The following is a 16,729-nucleotide window of genomic DNA, read 5'->3' as shown; positions in this document are numbered from 1 at the left end:
GCCTGTCGAGGCGGCGGCCTCGACAGGCTCGACCAGCGGAAGCGGTCAGTCCTCCGAGGCGGCCGACGGCGCCGCCAGGCCCGCCGTGATCAGGTCCATCACCGAGGAGTCGGCGAGGGTGGTCGCGTCCCCCACCGCCCGGTCCTCGGCGACGTCGCGCAGCAGGCGGCGCATGATCTTGCCGGACCGGGTCTTGGGCAGCTCGGGCACGACGAGGATCTTCTTCGGCTTCGCGATGGGGCCGATCTCCTTGCCCACGTGGTCGCGCAGCTCCTTCTGCACGTCGGCGGCACCCTCCGGCGTCGCCGCCCGGCCCGCGTGCTCGCCGCGCAGGATCACGAACGCGACGACGGCCTGTCCGGTCGTCTCGTCGTTCGCGCCGACGACGGCCGCCTCCGCCACTATCGGGTTCGACACGAGCGCCGACTCGATCTCCGTGGTGGACAGGCGGTGGCCGGACACGTTCATGACGTCGTCGACGCGGCCCAGCAGCCAGATGTCGCCGTCCTCGTCCTTCTTCGCGCCGTCACCGGCGAAGTAGAGGCCCTCGAACCGGGACCAGTACGTGTCCTTGTAGCGCTCCAGGTCGCCCCAGATGCCCCGGAGCATGGACGGCCACGGCTCGGACAGCACGAGGTAGCCGCCGCCGCCGTCGGGCACGGGCTTCGCCTCGTCGTCGACGACCGTCGCGACGATGCCGGGCAGCGGGACCTGGGCCGAGCCGGGCTTGGCCGCCGTGACGCCCGGGAGCGGGCTGATCATGATGGCGCCGGTCTCGGTCTGCCACCAGGTGTCGACGATCGGGGTCCGGTCGCCGCCGATGACACGGCGGTACCACATCCACGCCTCGGGGTTGATGGGCTCGCCCACCGAGCCGAGGACGCGCAGGGAGGAGAGGTCGAACCCGCCGGGGATGTCGTCGCCCCACTTCATGCAGGTACGGATCGCCGTCGGTGCGGTGTACAGGATCGAGACCTTGTACTTCTCGATGAGCTCCCACCAGCGGCCGCGGTGCGGGGTGTCGGGCGTGCCCTCGTACAGGACCTGCGTCGCGCCGTTCACGAGCGGCCCGTAGACCACGTAGGAGTGGCCGGTGACCCAGCCGACGTCGGCGGTGCACCAGTAGACGTCCGTCTCCGGCTTGAGGTCGAACACGTTCTTGTGCGTGTACGCGGCCTGCGTGAGGTAGCCGCCAGTGGTGTGCAGGATGCCCTTCGGCTTCCCGGTCGTACCGCTCGTGTACAGGATGAACAGCGGGTGCTCCGCCTCGACGGCGACCGGCTCGTGCTGGTCGGACGCCGCGGCCAGGGCCTCGTGCCACCACACGTCGCGGCCCTCCACCCAGTCGACGTCCTGCTTGGTGCGCTGGACGACGAGCACCTTGCGGACGGTGGTCGCCTCTGCGCCGTCCTTGGGCGCGAGGGCCTCGTCGACGGCGGGCTTGAGGGCCGACGGCGCGCCGCGGCGGAAGCCGCCGTCGGCCGTGATGACCAGGGTGGCCTCGGCGTCGGCGATCCGGCTGCGCAGGGCATCCGCCGAGAAGCCGCCGAAGACGACCGAGTGCGCCGCGCCGATGCGGGCACAGGCCAGCATGGCCACCACGGACTCGACGAGCATCGGCAGGTAGATGACCACGCGGTCGCCGGTCTCCACGCCGAGCGCGGTCAGGGCGTTCGCCGCGCGGGACACCTCCTGCTGCAGGTCGGCGTACGTGACCGTGCGGGTGTCGCCGGGCTCGCCCTCGAAGTGGATCGCGACGCGGTCGCCGTTGCCGGCCTCGACATGCCGGTCCACCGCGTTGTACGCGGCGTTCAGCGTGCCGTCCGCGAACCAGCGGGCGACGGGGGCGCCGCTCCAGTCGAGGGTCTCGGTGAACGGCGTCTTCCAGGTCACGAGCTCCCGGGCCTGCTGGGCCCAGAACTCCAGGCGGTCGGCCGACGCCTTCTCGTACAGGTCGGCCTTCGCGTTCGCCTGAGCCGCGAACTCCTCGCTGGGCGGGAAGCTCCGGGTCTCGTGCAGCAGGTTCTCGAGGCTGGGGCTGGATGCCGAGCCCGACGTCGGGTTGGTGTCTGTCACGGTGACCTCCGGTGCGCGTCTTCGCGTTCGTCTCAGGCGTTCGTCCCAGGCAGGTGGTTTGCGCTGCCTTGACGTCTCTCTGGTCGGTGAGTGTAGTCCCGGACGGTGACAGTCCTCACAATCCCGTGTCACCACCTGAGACACCGGTCGGGCCACCCGGAATGGCCCAGGGACCGGCCACGTTGGGCCAGGCGTGAGCCTTCTCTTCGAGCCGATCGCCCTCCGTGACCTGTCGGTCCCCAACCGGGCATGGCTGTCGCCGATGTGCGAGTACTCGGCGGAGGACGGGATGCCGAACGACTGGCACCTCGTGCACCTGGGCGCCCGCGCCGTCGGTGGGTTCGGGCTGGTGCTGACCGAGGCGACCGCCGTCGTGCCGGAGGGTCGGATCTCGCCCCAGGACACGGGCATCTGGAACGACGAGCAGGCAGCGGCGTGGAAGCGTGTGGTCGACTTCGTGCACGAACGCGGGGCGCGCATCGGCATCCAGCTCGCGCACGCGGGGCGCAAGGCGTCCACCTTCCGCCCCTGGTCCCCGCTGCACGGCACCGTCCCGGCGGCCGACGGCGGCTGGCCGACCCTCGGCCCGTCACCCGCACCGTTCCCCGGGCTCGACACCCCGGCGGAGATGTCCGCCGAGCAGGTGGCCGACGTCCCCGAGCAGTTCGCAGCGGCCGCGCGGCGCGCCCGCGAGGCGGGTTTCGACACCGTGGAGGTGCACGCGGCGCACGGATACCTGCTCCACCAGTTCCTGTCGCCGCTCGCGAACTCCCGCACCGACGAGTACGGCGGGACGCCGGACGGGCGCTCGCGGCTCGTCGAGGAGACGGTCGGCGCGGTGCGGTCCGTCTGGCCGGACGAGCTGCCGGTGCTGGTGCGGCTGTCCGGCACCGACTGGCGCGACGACGGCCTCGGCGTCGACGACGTCGCGGCGGTCGCCGGTCGCCTCGGCGCGCTCGGCGCCGACCTGATCGACGTGTCGACGGGTGGCGTGGCGCCGGCGACCATCGCCGTCGGGCCGGGTTACCAGGTCCCGTACGCGCGCCGCGTACGGGAGGTGTCCGGGCTGCCGGTGAGCGCCGTGGGGCTCATCAGCGAGCCGGCCCAGGCCGAGCAGATCCTCGTGGAGGGTTCGGCGGACGCCGTCATGCTCGGTCGTGAGGCGCTGCGTGATCCGTACTGGCCGCTGCGAGCGGCGCACGCCCTGGGCGAGAAGATCGGGACCCAGCCGGTGGAGTCCGGGGTGGGAATGCAGCCGCAGTACGCGCGCGGGCAGTGGCGGTGACCTGCTGCGGGTCAGTGCGGTGAACGCGATTCCTGTGCCTGCGGCGTTTCAACGCCGGGAGGAATGTGCGCGTGGTGATTCTTTTCCAGCGAGTGTGCATTCCGCGAAACGATTCGCCGTGCGGCCGGGCTCCTCGCAATTTCCGTTCGCGATCCGGAAGTGCGAGGGCCCGGCCACTGCGGTGGCGAGATCTCGGTCCACGAGTACGACGTCCGGGAGCATCCTCAAGCCGGATGTCGCTCTCACCAGTGGGCGGGGTGACCGTGCACTTCGCTTGCTGCCCGATCGGGTCAACACCCTTTCGGTACCCAGAGCACGGTCCCTTCCGCCCTGAATGCTTGCTGTGAACACAATCACACTGCCTCTGGCTAACAAAAGCAACTGGAGCGGACCCATCTTCACAATTGCCAATTCCTGTCATGCCGGCAATTGGCCGCGAAAAAATTTGGCCTTGCTTCCGCTTGACCTGATGTGGTGGTCCGGACGACCTTGACCCGTCAGGCTGAGGACCTGGTGATGTATGCCTCGGCGATCAGTCGCGTCGGGACCGGCGCCGGGCCGCGCGCCAGATCAGCCAGGCCGCGACACCCACGACTGCCACGCCGACCACCGCGATGACGGGGACGGGCTCGATGCGCGGGCGCAGCGCGATCGGCCGCGTGAACGCGAGGACACCCCAGCCGGACTGGGCCGCTCGCCGCTTCAGCACGCGGTCCGGATTGACCACGTAGGCGTGGCCGACGGCGGCCAGCATCGGGGCGTCCGTGATGGAGTCGGAGTAGGCGAAGCTCCCGGCGAGGTCGTACTGCTCCTGCGCGGCGAGCCGGCGGATACCCACTGCCTTGTTGTCGCCGTAGTTGTAGAAGTCGATCTTGCCGGTGAACCGCCCGTCCACGACGCTCATCTGGGTGGAGAGCACGTGGTCCGCGCCGAGGGCTGCGGCGATCGGCTCGACCAGCACGGCGGCAGACGCCGACACCACGACCACGTCCCTGCCCGCCGCATGGTGCTCGGCGATGAGCTCGACCGCCTCGGCGTAGACGTACGGGTCGATGAGCTCGTGCGCCGTCTCGGTGACTATCTGCCGGACCTTCTCCACGTCCCAGCCCGTGGCGAGCGATGACAGGTGTGCGCGCATCCGCTCGGTCTGGTCGGCGTCCGCGTTGCCGATCATGAAGACGAAGTGGGCGTAGGCGCTGCGCAGCACGTCGGCGTGCGAGAGCAGCCCGCCCGCGAGGAACGGCTTGGAGAACGCCGCCGACGAGCTCGTGGCGATGATCGTCTTGTCGAGATCGAAGAACGCGGCCGTACGCGGGGCGTGCGACGTCGGTCGAGTGGTGCTCTGGGGTACCTGCTCGGTCACGCGACGAGCCTAACGGCGCCGTCCGTCCCTGGAGGTCATCAGCGAGGCGTGCCGGTGTCCGGATGGAACTCGTCGGCCCGGCCCGCAGACCCTGGTCACGGCGGGACAGGGGAGCGAGCCCGACCACAAGCATGAGTTCCCTCGGCCTGTGCACAGCGAAGCCGACCGGGGCGCCGCGGCCCGGCGCCGAACGCCCAACCTGATTCCGGAGCCCGGGCAGTCAGCCCGGAGCGAGGACGGGGTCACCTGCCCGGCGGAAGGTCGGCAGGGCCCGGACGGAGGAGGCGGCGATGGTCAGCACAGCGGGCGGCGTGGTGCCGGAGCCCGGGCGGGTGATCGGCGTGGTCGGCGCGTGCGGCGGAGCGGGCACTTCAGTGGTGGCCGCTTGCGTCGCCCACGGCCTGCGCCGGGTTCGGGAGCGAGCCACGCTCATCGACCTCGACGCGTACGGGCCTGGCACGGACCTGCTTCTGGGGGCTGACGGCGGGCGTGGTGCCCGCTGGCCGGACCTGGTCGAGGCGCGTGGTGAGGTCGAGGGCGCAGGGGTGGTGGCCGCGCTGCCTCGCTGGGGCACGGTGCCGGTGCTGAGCGGTACGGCGTCGGGCGCGCCGCCCGAGGACGACGTGGTGCTCGACGTCTGCCGCGGACTGGTGCGGGCGGGTGAGTCCCTGGTGCTCGACCTGCCACGGCCGGGCGCTTGGGGCTCGGTCACCCGGCGGGGCAGGGGAGCCGCCGCCGAGGCGCCGGGCAGCGACGGCCTGGCTGTGCGTACCCTGCTGGCCGGCTGCGACACGGCGCTGCTCGTGGTGCCGCTGACGCTGCCCGCGATCATCGGCGCGGGGCGGGTGCGCGATGCCCTGCGGGGTGCGGGCGTACCGGACGTGCGACTGGTGGTGCGGGGCCCGGCGCCCGGATCGGTCGACGAGGCAGACGTGTCAGCCGCGCTGGGGCTGCCGGTGGCCGCGGTGCTGGGACGCGACGCGGGGCTGGCCCGGGCGATCGAACGGGGCGAGGGGCCCGCGATGTCGCACCGGGCCACGCTCGGCAGGTTCGCCGCCGACGTGGCGGACGCGCTGTGAGCACGCCGGCCGGTGAGCTCTCCCTGCTCGACGACGTCCGCGCGCGCCTCGCGACCGGTCGCACCGGCGCGGGAGCCGCCGTCCGCGACGCCGTGCGAGACTCCGGGCGGGTGCTGGGGTCCGACGCGCTCCGGGACCTGGAGGACGCCGCGCGTGCGGAGCTCACGGGCGCCGGGCCGCTGCAGACGCTCCTCGACGCACCCGACGTCACCGACGTGCTCGTCAACGGACCGGACGACGTGTGGGTCGACAGAGGGGCGGGCCTCGAGCAGGTCACCATGAGCCTCGGTACGGCGACCGAGGTACGAGGGCTGGCGGTCCGGCTCGCAGCCCTCGGCGGCCAGCGGCTCGACGACGCCTGCCCGACCGTGGACGCGCGCCTGCCGGACGGCACCCGCCTGCACGCGGTGCTGGAGCCGCTCGCCGAGGCCGGCGCGGTGATCTCCCTGCGCGTGCTGCGCACCCGTGCGTTCACGCTCGACGAGCTGGTGACCGCAGGCGCCTTGCCGAGCCAGTGGGCGGGCCTGCTGCGCGCCCTGGTGCTGCGGCGGGCGAACGTGCTGATCAGCGGCGGCACGGGCACGGGGAAGACCACGCTGCTCGCCGCCCTGCTCTCCCTCGTGCCCGGCGACGAGCGTGTGGTGACGGTCGAGGAGGCCCGCGAGCTGCGGCCGGCGCACCCGCACGTGGTGCACCTGGCCGCTCGTCGCGCCAACGTCGAGGGCGCGGGCATCGTCGACCTCGCCGACCTCGTGCGCAACGCGCTGCGCATGCGGCCGGACCGCATAGTGCTCGGCGAGTGCCGCGGAGCCGAGGTCCGTGAGGTGCTCATGGCCATGAACACGGGGCACGACGGCGGCTTCGCGACCCTGCACGCCAACGCCGTGGCAGTGGTGCCCGCCCGGCTGGAGGCGCTCGCCGGCCTGGCGGGGATGACCCGCGAGGCGGTGGCCGCGCAGGCCGCCGGCGCCTTGGACGTGGTGCTGCACCTCCGCCGGTCGAACGGCGCTCGACACCTGGCGGAGATCGGGCTGGTGGGTCGTGGGCCGAGCGGCGAGCTGGAGGTCCGCACGGTCGCTCGGTGGGACGGCGGAGGTGGCTGCACGGTCGAGCCGGACGCGTGGCGCGAGCTGGTCGGCAGGTACGGGCCGTGGTGAGCGTCGTGGAGTCGTTCGGCGTGGGTCTGCTCGTCGCGCTGGGTGCCTGGTTGGTGCTGGCGCGTGGTGGTCGCCGGCTGCGGGTGGTCCTCGCACCCTCGGCCCCGGCAGCGGAACCGGACACCGTTGGCCCCACCGGCCAGCCGGCCGCCGTCAGGCCCGGACGGAACGTGATGCCCGCTGCGCGACAGGGTCGCCGGTCCCGAGCCGAACGAGGCCCGGGCGGCGACGTCCGGGTGGTCGTGATGCAGGTGGTGGCGCTGCTCAGAGCGGGGTCGGCACCAGGGGCGGCGTGGTCGCGCGCGGTCGGCGTGGGCGTCGACCTCACGGGTGCGCCCGACGTCGACGGCCTCACGCGGGTGCTCGGCGCGGGGCATGCGGAGGCGGTGGTCGCGGCGACCCGGCTCGCGCTCGACGTCGGCGCTCCGCTCGGTCGGGTCCTCGAACAGGTCGCCGGGACGCTCGTCGCGGAGGCCGAGTCGAGAGCCGAACGAGAAGTGGCCCTCGCCGGCCCTCGGACGACGGGACGGTTGCTGATGTGGCTGCCGATCTTCGGCGGGCTCCTCGGCTGGGCGCTCGGCGCCGACCCCGTGGGTACGGCAACGGACGGCGGCATCGGCAGCCTGGCCGTCGGCACGGGGCTGGTGCTGCTCGTGGCGGGCCGGGTCTGGTCGGACCGACTGGTGGCCGCTGCCCGCGGGGCCGACCAGCCGGGCGTGGACGTCCAGGTGGTGCTGGAGCTGGTGGCCGCCGCTCTACGGTCCGGGGCCGGCGTGCCACGGGCGCTGAAGGCCGCCGGCGCGGCTGTCGGCGGGGCCGACGGGCCGGTGCTCACCAGGGCCGGGCACGCCCTCGTGCTCGGGGCGGCCTGGGAGCGCGCCTGGACCGGCGTCTCCGGGGAGCTGGACCCGATGGTCCGGGCCCTGCGCGGTGCCTGGCTGGACGGCGCCGCACCAGGGGAGGCGCTCCGGGCCGCCGGTGAGGAGGTACGGCACGAGCGGAGGGCCGAGGCGCGGACCGCGGCCGCCCGGCTCGGTGTGCGGCTGGTGCTCCCGCTGGGCACCTGCTATCTCCCCGCGTTCGTGCTGGTGGGTCTCGTGCCCGTGCTGCTGGCGCTCGGGATCGACCTGCTCGCCGGCTGAGCACCGACGTCAGGCAGGGACCAAGAAGCTTCGGCGCGCTCAGGGCGCCGACGCCGTCCGCCGCACGGCGGACGGGACCCGCTGTGCGGGTCAGGAGAGATGGCCCGCCACACGGGTCATGGAGAGCAGGCCCGCGTGCGGGCCAGGTAGCCCGGCAACGGGCGGAGACGGAGAAGACATGACAACGACGAGGACCGCTGTGGCCTGCCCCGAACCGGAAGACCGGTCACAGGCGGAGGCCGACGACCGCGAGTCGGAGCGCGGGCTGGCCACCGCCGAGTACGCCATCGCGACGATCGCGGCCGCCGGGTTCGCGGGACTCCTGATGGTCATCCTGAGGGGCGGAGACGTGAAGGCGATGCTCACGTCGCTGGTCCAGCAGGCACTCACGATCGGCTGACCCATGACTGAGCGTGAGTCGGAGCGGGGCACGGTCACGGCGGAGCTGGCCATCGGGCTGCCGGTCGTCGTCCTCGTGCTCGTCGCCGTGCTCACCCTCGCGGCCGCGTCCACGGCGCAGATGCGCGCCATGGACGCGGCCCGCGCGGGAGCGCGGGCGCTGGCGATCGGGGAGCAGGGGCCGGCTGTGAGCGCGGTGGTGGCCAGGGTCGGCGGTCCTGAGGCGGAGCTGGCGCTCGCGCACGAGGGTGGATGGGTACGGGTGACGGTGACGCGGCCGGTGGCCGGCGGCTGGTTGTCGGGGACGCTGCGGGCCACGGGCGCGGCGACGGCATGGGTGGAGCCGTGAGCACCGAACGATCCTCCGGGCGGTCCTCCGAGCGTGGCGCCGGAACGGTCCTTGTGCTCGGGGTCGTCGCCGCGATCCTGGTGCTCGCGTTCGGGATAGCGGCGCTCGGCGCTGCCCAGAACGCGCGCGGGGCGGCGCAGGTCGCAGCGGATCTCGGCGCGCTCGCCGGCGCGACCGCGTTGCGGGACGGCTTCGATCCGTGCGGGACGGCGAGGTCTGCCGTGGCGCGCAACGGCGCGGCGGTCGCCGCCTGCGAGGAGCTCGGTGGAGGCGTGGTCCGGGTGGTCGCGACGCGGATCGCGGCAGGCCCCGGCGGTGTCCTCGGCGAGGCGCGGGCGAGTGCGCGGGCCGGACCCGCGCGGGTGATCCCGGTGAACCCGGTACGGAAAGGGAGTGACATGCGTTCAATACGACTCGTAGTATTCCTGCTATGAGAAGTACGGAAGATGCGATGAGTGCGCGGCACGCACCTCCGCCGTCGGGCGATGTGGCGCTCGACGTGCGCGACCTACGAATGCGATACGGGACGAAAGACGTGCTCACGGGGGTCTCGTTCGAGGCCTACCGGGGCGAGGTCCTCGCCCTGCTCGGCCCCAACGGCGCAGGCAAGACCACCACCATCGAGATCCTCGAGGGCTTCCGCATGCGGTCGGCCGGCGAGGTGTCGGTCCTGGGACAGGATCCGGCACACGCTGACGAGGCCTGGCGCGCGCGGCTGGGTGTGGTGCTCCAGTCGTGGCGGGACCACGGCCGTTGGCGGGTGCGGGACCTGCTCGGGTATCTCGCACGGTTCTACGGCCCGTACTCGACCCCCGAGGTCAAGCGGCCGTGGGACGTCGAGGAGCTGATCGGCGTTGTCGGCCTAGCGGAGCACGCCAACGCGAAGGTGCAGACCCTGTCCGGAGGGCAGCGCCGTCGCCTGGATGTGGCGATCGGCATCGTCGGGCGGCCCGAGCTCGTCTTTCTCGACGAGCCGACGGCCGGCTTCGACCCGCACGCCCGCAGGGAGTTTCACGACCTGGTGCACCGCCTCGCCGACTTCGAGAACACGACGGTCCTGCTCACCACGCACGACCTGGACGAGGCCGAGAAGCTGGCCGACCGGATCCTCGTGCTCGACGAGGGCACCATCGTCGCCAACGGGTCCGCCGAGCAGCTCGCCCGCGAGCTCACCACTCAGGCGGAGGTGCGCTGGGTGTCCGAAGGCCGCAGGCACGTGCACGCCGTGACCGAGGGCGACCCGACCCAGTTCGTCCGTGAGCTCCTGGCGCATGACCCGGGAGTCACCGAGCTCGAGGTCAAGCGGGCGAGCCTCGAGGACACGTACATGTCGCTCGTCCACCGGGCCGAGAGTGGCCCTGTGCAACGGACCGAACGGACAGGGCCGACCGAGACCGAGCAGACCGAGCAGACCGAGCAGACCGAGCAGACCGAGCAGACCGAGGAGGCGCAGTCATGACCACGCCAACGTCCACCCCGACCGAGGTGCGATGGGCGGCCGTGCGGGCAGGGCTCTCCCGCGGCTGGCTCGAGACCAAGTACTCGCTCCAGGAGCCGGGCGACGTCATCTGGATCGTGGCGTTCCCGGTGATCTACGCGGTGGTGCTCCTGTTCATGCGCGGCAGCACCGTGCCGGGAACCGACTTCGCGCTGGGCGCCATGGTGCTGCCAAGCCTGGTCGGCATGTCGATCGCGTTCGGCGGACTCACCGGGCCCGCCAGCACGATCGCGGTCGACCGCGAGGACGGGACGCTGCTGCGGGCGAAGGCCACACCCAACGGGATGATCGGCTACCTCGTCGGCAAGATCCTGCTGTTCGCGCTGACCACGCTCGTGAGCCTCGTCGCGCTGGTGATCCCGGCCTTCACGGTCGCGGGCGACCTGCGGCTGGATGCCCGTACCGGGGTCCTGCTGGTGCTGATCTTTGTGGTGGGGATGGTCGCGACGGTCCCGATCAGCGTGGCGCTCGGGTCGCTGTTCAAGACGGCGTCCCAGACCGGGCTGCTGTTCCTGGGGTCGATGCTCCTGATCGTGCCGTCGGGGATCTTCTACCCGATCACGGCGCTGCCCGAGTGGCTCCAGTGGGTGGGGCAGGCATTCCCGTACTACTGGCTGGGGCTCGGTGCCCGGTCGGCGATGCTTCCGGAGGCCATGGTCGCCGCGGAGATCGGGGGGTCGTGGCGCACGGTCGAGATGTTCGCGGTGCTCGGGGTCTGGGCGGTCGTGGGTATGGTGCTCGCGCCGATCGTGCTCCGCAGGATGGCCAGGCGTGAGTCGGGCTCCACGGTGGCGGCGGCGCGAGAGCGTTACATGACCAAGGGGTACTGAGTGGTGGCAGAGCAGTCCGACGTCGTCCATAACCGCATAGCGATGCTGCGTGCCGAGCGGGGTATCTCGCGGCGTGAGCTGGCGGAGGCGCTCGGGGTGCACTACCAGACGGTCGGGTACCTGGAGCGGGGTGAGTACAGCCCGTCGCTCTTCCTCGCGCTGCGCATCGCCGAGTACTTCGGCGTCGCTGTCGAGGTGGTGTTCTCGACGACGCCGTTCAAGCGCCTGGGCGAGTAGGGCTCAGCGGGACTCGGCGAGGGTGGCGCGGGGGTCGTGGGACAGCACGGCGTCGAGGAGCCGCACGGCCGCGGCCTTGTCCAGCGGCGCGTTGTACGAGCCGCACTTCGGCGACTGGACACAGGCCGGGCACCCGTCGGCGCAGGGGCAGGCCGCTATCGCGTCACGGGTGGCCCGGAGCCAGGTCGCGCCCAGGTCGTAGGCCCGCTCCGCGAAGCCGGCGCCGCCCGGATAGGCGTCGTAGACGAACACCGTCGCCTCGCCCGTGTCCGGGTGCAGCTCCGTCGACACCCCGCCGAGGTCCCAGCGGTCACACGTCGCGAGCAGCGGCAGCAGACCGATCGAGGCATGCTCGGCGGCATGCAGCGCACCCGGCGTCTGCTCGGGCGTGATGTCGGCGGCCCGCAGCACGAACTCGGGTACCGACCACCAGACGGCGACGGTGCCGAGGGTGTGCTCGGGCAGCTCGAGCTGCTCGGTCCCCAGCACCTGCATGTCCGGGACACGCCGCCGCTGAAAGCTCACCACCTGCGACGTCACCTCGACCGGGCCGAGGCCCCAGGTGATCGGTCCCCACTCCCGGGTGACCAGGTCATGGCCGGGGCCGTCCGCGCGCGCGGCCTCCGGGTCGTCGGACGCCTCGGCGTCCTCGCCCCAGTTCTCGATGGCCACCGACATCACCGAACGGGACCACGTGCCGTAGTCCAGCTTGCGCCGCTGCACGACGGCGGTGTGGTCGGCCAGGTCGAGGTGCGCCACCACGTAGGTGGTGCCCTGGTGCACGTAGACGGCGCCGTCGTGCACCTGGCCGTCCGCCGACGCCGCGTCGACCGTTCCGAGCATGCGGCCCGTGCCGTGCTCCACCACGCGCACCGGCGTGCCGCCCGCCCCGCGCAGGTCGGTGAGGCCCGCGGCACCCTGGGCGTGCGTCCAGTACCACCCGGACGTCCGACGCCGGAGCGCACCCCGGGCGACCAGAACGTCCAGGATCCCGCGGACGTGGTCGGGCTGACCGAAGGTGGCGAGGTCCTCGGTCCGGAGCGGCGCTTCCTGGGCCGCCGCGCACAGGTGCGGCGCGAGCACGTGCGGGTTCGCGGGGTCGAACACCGTGGCCTCGAGCGGGGCGTCGAACACCGCCTCGGGATGGGTCACGAGGTAGGTGTCGAGCGGGTCCTCCCGCGCGACGAACGCGACAAGGCCGTCCGCGCCCGCCCGCCCGGCGCGCCCCGCCTGCTGCCAGAGCGACATGCGCGTGCCGGGCCAGCCGGCGATCAGCACCGCGTCCAGACCGGAGATGTCCACGCCGAGCTCGAGCGCGTTGGTCGTCGCGAGGCCGAGCAGATCGCCGGTGCGCAGGGCCTGCTCCAGCTCGCGACGCTCCTCCGGCAGGTAGCCGCCGCGATACGCCGCGATCCGACGCGCGGCGTCCGGGGCCGCGTGCCGCAGGTGGTCGCGGGCCTGCTGGGCGACCGACTCCGCACCGCGCCGGGACCGGGTGAACGCAAGGGTGCGGGCGCCGGCCGCCGACAGGTCGGCGAGGAGGTCGGCCACCTCGGCCGTGGCGGACCGGCGCGGATGCTCCGGCGGTGCCTCGGTCGCCACCGGCTCGGCCTCCGGATCGGGTTCCGAGGCGGGCGACGGATCCGACCCGTCGGCAGGTAGCGCCCAGGGGTCGGGTTCGGCGACGGTGACTCGGCGCATCGGCGTCGGCTCATCGACGGACGGATCGCGCGGGGACGCGCCGGCGTCCGTCCCTGTGCCGTCCGAGCCGTCGCCGGCGGGTGGCCGCCAGCCGGCGATCTCCGGTGGCTGCCACAGCACGACCGTCCGGCGTCCCGAGGGCGAGGCGTCCTCGGTGACGGCGGTGACGTCGTCGGGCGCGACGCCGATGAGGCGGGCCGCGCTGACCGCCGGCTGCGCCGTCGTGGCCGAGGCGACGACGAACGTGGGCGAACCCTCCCCGTACCGCGCGGCGAGCCGCGCGAGCCGCCGCAGCACCAGCGAGACATGCGCGCCGAAGACCCCGCGGTAGGCGTGCCCTTCGTCGACCACCACGTACCGCAGCCCCTTGAGCAGCCGTGACCAGCGGCGATGGTTCGGCAACAGGGCGTAGTGGAGGAAGTCGGGGTTGGTCAGGACGACGTCGGCGTGGTCCTGCACCCAGGAGCGTTCCTCGCGCGAGGTGTCGCCGTCGCACGTCGCGACCCGGACGTCGCGCGTGCCCGCCGCGTCGAGGATGCGTTCGAGCGCGCTGAGCTGGTCGGCGGCCAAGGCCTTCGTGGGGCTGAGGTAGATCGTCGTGGGACGGACGCGCGCCGACTCGATGTTGCCGGGATCGAGCGAGGCGGCGGCAACAGCGGTCCGGACGGCGGACAGTGCGGGGAGCCAGAACGCGAGCGACTTGCCCGAACCCGTCGAGGTGGCCAGGGCGGTGTGCCGGCCCTGGTGGACGAGGTCGGCGGCCAGCGCCTGGTGTGTCCACGGCCGCTCGACGCCGAGCTTCCGGTACCCCTGCACCACCGTCGCGTCGGCCCAGCGGGGCCAGTCGGCGTGCTCGGCGGTGCGCTCCGGGAAGATGCGCGACGCCGTCAGCCGCTCGGCGCGCGCGCCACCGGCGAGCAGCACGTCGAGGAGGGGGTGGGTGGAGGCGTCGGACACGGTGGACAGTCTCGCACCTGGGGTATTCACCAAGGAGCGGTCAGGCGCTGCAGGATGCCCGGTATTTGATTGCTCAAATCGGGACAGTTCACCCGTAAAACGGCTCAGCGGTGCGCCGGAGCGCAGGTAGGTTCACGCAGTCACGCCAGATTGAACGGTCACTGCAGGAGGACATGATGAAACGCTCCATGATCGCCGGAGCGACAGCGGCAGGTCTGCTGTTCGGGGCGTTAGCCACGCCTGCCACGGTCGCGGTGTCCGCGGAGGTCTCGACCGTGCCCCCGGTGGACTGCGGCAGCACCGCCCGGAGCGAGGCGGAAGCAGCGGAGCTTGCTGCGGCTTGTGACAAGGACGTCGAGGTGCACGGCGTGACCGACGACGGGGCGCGCCTTTTTGCGGAGCCGAACGGGGTGATGAGGCTCGAAGCATCGTCCGTCGAGCACACGATCGAATCGCGGGCAGCCGTGCGCACCGTCCTCAGGTCTTCAGGGACGTCGGGTTACGGCTGGACCGGTCAAGAATGGGTCGGTTATTGCAACCCGGCGGAATCCGCCTCCAGTTGCGCCACCGCTGGAACACAGCGCCTCGCCTGGCAGTTCGACGGCCTCGGTCGGCTAGCCGGGCTGGAGCCGGAGGACATCACGTCGGCCACATTTTCTGCGAACATGTGGACGATATGGCTTGACAGCGTGGAGTGCACGCCTAACCGCCTCGATCTCTACGACATTCCTCAGATCTCAGCGGATACTGACTGGGCAAGCACGGAGTTGTGGACAGAGGATCGGCATGTCGGGGGCAATGCGCTCTACGCGTCGACGTGCGAGCAGACACCCCGATATTCTGTTGCCGACCGCTACCGCGACTTCGACGCGATGGAGGTCGCGCGACGTGCTGCGCGGGATGACCGCTCGTCGGTGACCCTCGGTCTCGCTGCGCCCGACGAGACGTGCATGACGTGTGGCTGGAACAAATTCCAGACAACAGCGCTCTTGGTCGTTCGCTTCAACGACAGGGCTCCGTTGACTCCCTCCAACCTCGAAGTCGGGTCGCGAAACACAGGCAACCTGCCATGCACAGGAGAAGCCGTGTTCCGAACGACGACGGTGTATATCGAGACGTACATCGTCGATCCCGATGACCCGACCGGTACGGATGGGTCCATCCCGGCAACGACGGGGACATTCCGCCTTGCTCGCGCAGACACACCTGACAAGGTGGTCTGGGAGGAGCACGCAAAGAACTTTCCACTCTCGAGCAACCGCTACCTCGTCTATATTGCGGGAGGGACGATGACTCAGGGCCGCTACGTCTTGTCTGTGTTCGGGACGGATGGCTACGGCCAGGTCGGACCGTCCGCCACGTGCGAGTTCTCCATTGACTTCACAAGTCCCGAACCGCCTGTGGTGACGCCCGTCGTGGGCGGGCAAGCGGTCTACACCAAGGGCAGCAGCCGAGGCGGCGTGGGCGTTCCGGGTTCGTTTCTGATCGATTCCCCGTCCAGCGATATCCGGACATATCGGTACGGCATCAACTCGCAGACGGCAGCGAGGGAGATCGCCCCCACTGAGAACACGGTATTGAACTTCACGCCGACTCGATCAGGTCGGAACTACCTGACTGTCGAGGCGATCGACCGGGCAGGCAACCGCAGTGTGCCGGCCACCTACGAGTTCTACGTCGGATCCGGCAGCACTGCGACGACTCCTCCCGCCATCACGGTGACCGGTCCGACGTCGTTCACGTTCGGGGACGTTCCCACTGCCCTGGTCACCCTCAGCAAGGACGCCGTCACTCCGTACGGGACCGTGACGGTCAAGTCCGGCTCGACCACTGTCGGGAGTGTGTCCTTCGACGAGCGCACCGAGGAACTGTCGCTGGACGGGCCGGCTCTGGGCGTGGGAACCAAGACGCTGACGTTCACGTACAGCGCCTTCCCCGATGCCCCGGCGTGGAGCACACAGCGGACGGTGACGATCAAGCCCCCGGCGTTCTCGACCCCCATCTCGCCCTCGGTCTCCGGCACTCCCCGGGTCGGTAGGACTCTGACAGCGACACGGGGCCCCTGGACACCGGAGCCGACGACGGTCAAGTATCAGTGGCGCCTGGACGGGCGAGCTGTCTCCGGGGCGACGGCGTATAACTGGAAGCTCCCGGCGTCGGCCAAGGGAAAGGCGGTCTCGGTCGCGATCACCGGTTCCAAGACCGGCTACGAGACGAAGACAGTGGTGAGCCCCGCGACGGCCGCGGTAATGGCGGGCGTGTTCGTCGCCCCGACCCCCACGATCGCGGGTTCCGCCACGGTTGGTTCGACGCTTCAGGTGTATCGCGGAACCTGGACGCCGCTGCCGTCGACGGTGACGCATCAGTGGAAGATCGACGGGAGGTCGGTCGAGGGCGCGACCCGCTCGACGTTCAGGGTGCCGACCTCGGCCAGGGGTAAGCGGGTCTCCGTCGTGGTGACGGGATCGCTTGCCGGTTACACGACCAAGTCGGTGTCCCAGTCGACCGGTCTGATCCGCTGAGCGTAGGCGGAGCGGTCTCCTAGAACCGCCGCCCGTCCCTGAGAATGCATCGAGCGGCTGGCGCGCCATCGGCGCCCCCGCCGCTCGACCTATGTCAGGACCTGTGTCTTATTCACAAATGTCGCTGCCGACGG

14 protein-coding genes are annotated in these 16,729 nt (G+C 71.6%); 11 read left to right on the top strand and 3 right to left on the bottom strand.

Annotated features, from left to right (window positions below):
* Positions 1–45 precede the first annotated feature (45 nt).
* Positions 46–2,076 carry an acetate--CoA ligase gene (acs, locus tag ACFWE2_RS18120; protein ID WP_377225611.1) on the bottom strand — a complete coding sequence of 677 codons (2,031 nt, stop codon included), beginning with the start codon at positions 2,074–2,076 and terminating at the stop codon, positions 46–48.
* Positions 2,077–2,269: 193 nt separating this feature from the next.
* On the opposite strand from acs, the gene ACFWE2_RS18115 reads away from it, so the two are divergent.
* Positions 2,270–3,361 carry an NADH:flavin oxidoreductase/NADH oxidase gene (locus ACFWE2_RS18115; RefSeq protein WP_377225610.1) on the top strand — a complete coding sequence of 364 codons (1,092 nt, stop codon included), beginning with the start codon at positions 2,270–2,272 and terminating at the stop codon, positions 3,359–3,361.
* Positions 3,362–3,893: 532 nt separating this feature from the next.
* Here the strand turns inward: ACFWE2_RS18115 and ACFWE2_RS18110 are convergent.
* Entirely contained in the window at positions 3,894–4,724 is an 831-nt protein-coding gene (locus ACFWE2_RS18110) for an HAD family hydrolase (RefSeq protein ID WP_377225609.1), read from the bottom strand.
* Between the two features lie 290 nt (positions 4,725–5,014).
* Here ACFWE2_RS18110 and ACFWE2_RS18105 point away from each other — a divergent pair, with 290 nt between their 5' ends.
* The 9 genes from ACFWE2_RS18105 to ACFWE2_RS18065 all read left to right on the top strand — a co-directional run bounded on the left by ACFWE2_RS18105 (position 5,015) and on the right by ACFWE2_RS18065 (position 11,415).
* Positions 5,015–5,803 carry a pilus assembly protein FlpE gene (locus ACFWE2_RS18105; protein ID WP_377225608.1) on the top strand — a complete coding sequence of 263 codons (789 nt, stop codon included), beginning with the start codon at positions 5,015–5,017 and terminating at the stop codon, positions 5,801–5,803.
* A complete protein-coding gene (locus tag ACFWE2_RS18100) occupies positions 5,800–6,960 on the top strand; it encodes a TadA family conjugal transfer-associated ATPase (protein ID WP_377225607.1) in 1,161 nt (386 codons plus the stop codon). The genes ACFWE2_RS18105 and ACFWE2_RS18100 overlap by 4 nt, the downstream gene beginning before the upstream one ends.
* A complete protein-coding gene (locus ACFWE2_RS18095) occupies positions 6,954–8,102 on the top strand; it encodes a type II secretion system F family protein (RefSeq protein WP_377225606.1) in 1,149 nt (382 codons plus the stop codon). Before ACFWE2_RS18100 ends, ACFWE2_RS18095 begins: the two co-directional genes overlap by 7 nt.
* A 178-nt stretch (positions 8,103–8,280) precedes the next feature.
* Complete coding sequence (locus ACFWE2_RS18090) at positions 8,281–8,502, top strand: DUF4244 domain-containing protein (RefSeq protein WP_377225605.1); 222 nt, start codon at positions 8,281–8,283, stop codon at positions 8,500–8,502.
* Positions 8,503–8,505: 3 nt separating this feature from the next.
* Positions 8,506–8,850: a TadE family type IV pilus minor pilin gene (locus ACFWE2_RS18085; RefSeq protein WP_377225604.1), complete on the top strand. Its 345-nt coding sequence runs from the start codon at positions 8,506–8,508 to the stop codon at positions 8,848–8,850.
* Positions 8,847–9,284, top strand: coding sequence for an Rv3654c family TadE-like protein (locus ACFWE2_RS18080; RefSeq protein WP_377225603.1), 438 nt, complete (start codon positions 8,847–8,849; stop codon positions 9,282–9,284). The genes ACFWE2_RS18085 and ACFWE2_RS18080 overlap by 4 nt, the downstream gene beginning before the upstream one ends.
* A complete protein-coding gene (locus ACFWE2_RS18075) occupies positions 9,281–10,309 on the top strand; it encodes an ABC transporter ATP-binding protein (protein WP_377225602.1) in 1,029 nt (342 codons plus the stop codon). Before ACFWE2_RS18080 ends, ACFWE2_RS18075 begins: the two co-directional genes overlap by 4 nt.
* A complete protein-coding gene (locus ACFWE2_RS18070) occupies positions 10,306–11,178 on the top strand; it encodes an ABC transporter permease (protein ID WP_377225601.1) in 873 nt (290 codons plus the stop codon). Before ACFWE2_RS18075 ends, ACFWE2_RS18070 begins: the two co-directional genes overlap by 4 nt.
* A gap of 3 nt (positions 11,179–11,181) precedes the next feature.
* Positions 11,182–11,415, top strand: a complete 234-nt coding sequence (locus ACFWE2_RS18065; RefSeq protein ID WP_357503166.1) for a helix-turn-helix transcriptional regulator — start codon at positions 11,182–11,184, stop codon at positions 11,413–11,415.
* 3 nt (positions 11,416–11,418) lie between these two features.
* On the opposite strand, the gene ACFWE2_RS18060 is transcribed toward ACFWE2_RS18065, so the two are convergent.
* The gene (locus ACFWE2_RS18060; RefSeq protein ID WP_377225600.1) at positions 11,419–14,073 is read right to left on the bottom strand and encodes a DEAD/DEAH box helicase; all 2,655 of its coding nucleotides are present in this window, start codon (positions 14,071–14,073) and stop codon (positions 11,419–11,421) included.
* 176 nt (positions 14,074–14,249) lie between these two features.
* Between ACFWE2_RS18060 and ACFWE2_RS18055 the strand changes: the two genes are divergently transcribed.
* Positions 14,250–16,595, top strand: a complete 2,346-nt coding sequence (locus tag ACFWE2_RS18055; protein WP_377225599.1) for a hypothetical protein — start codon at positions 14,250–14,252, stop codon at positions 16,593–16,595.
* Positions 16,596–16,729 lie beyond the last annotated feature (134 nt).

The organism is Promicromonospora sp. NPDC060271 (assembly GCF_042726755.1).
In the GTDB taxonomy this organism is placed as follows: Bacteria; Actinomycetota; Actinomycetes; order Actinomycetales; family Cellulomonadaceae; genus Promicromonospora.
Note: the sequence above shows the minus strand (reverse complement) of the source record. Positions and strands in the feature narration are given on the sequence as shown.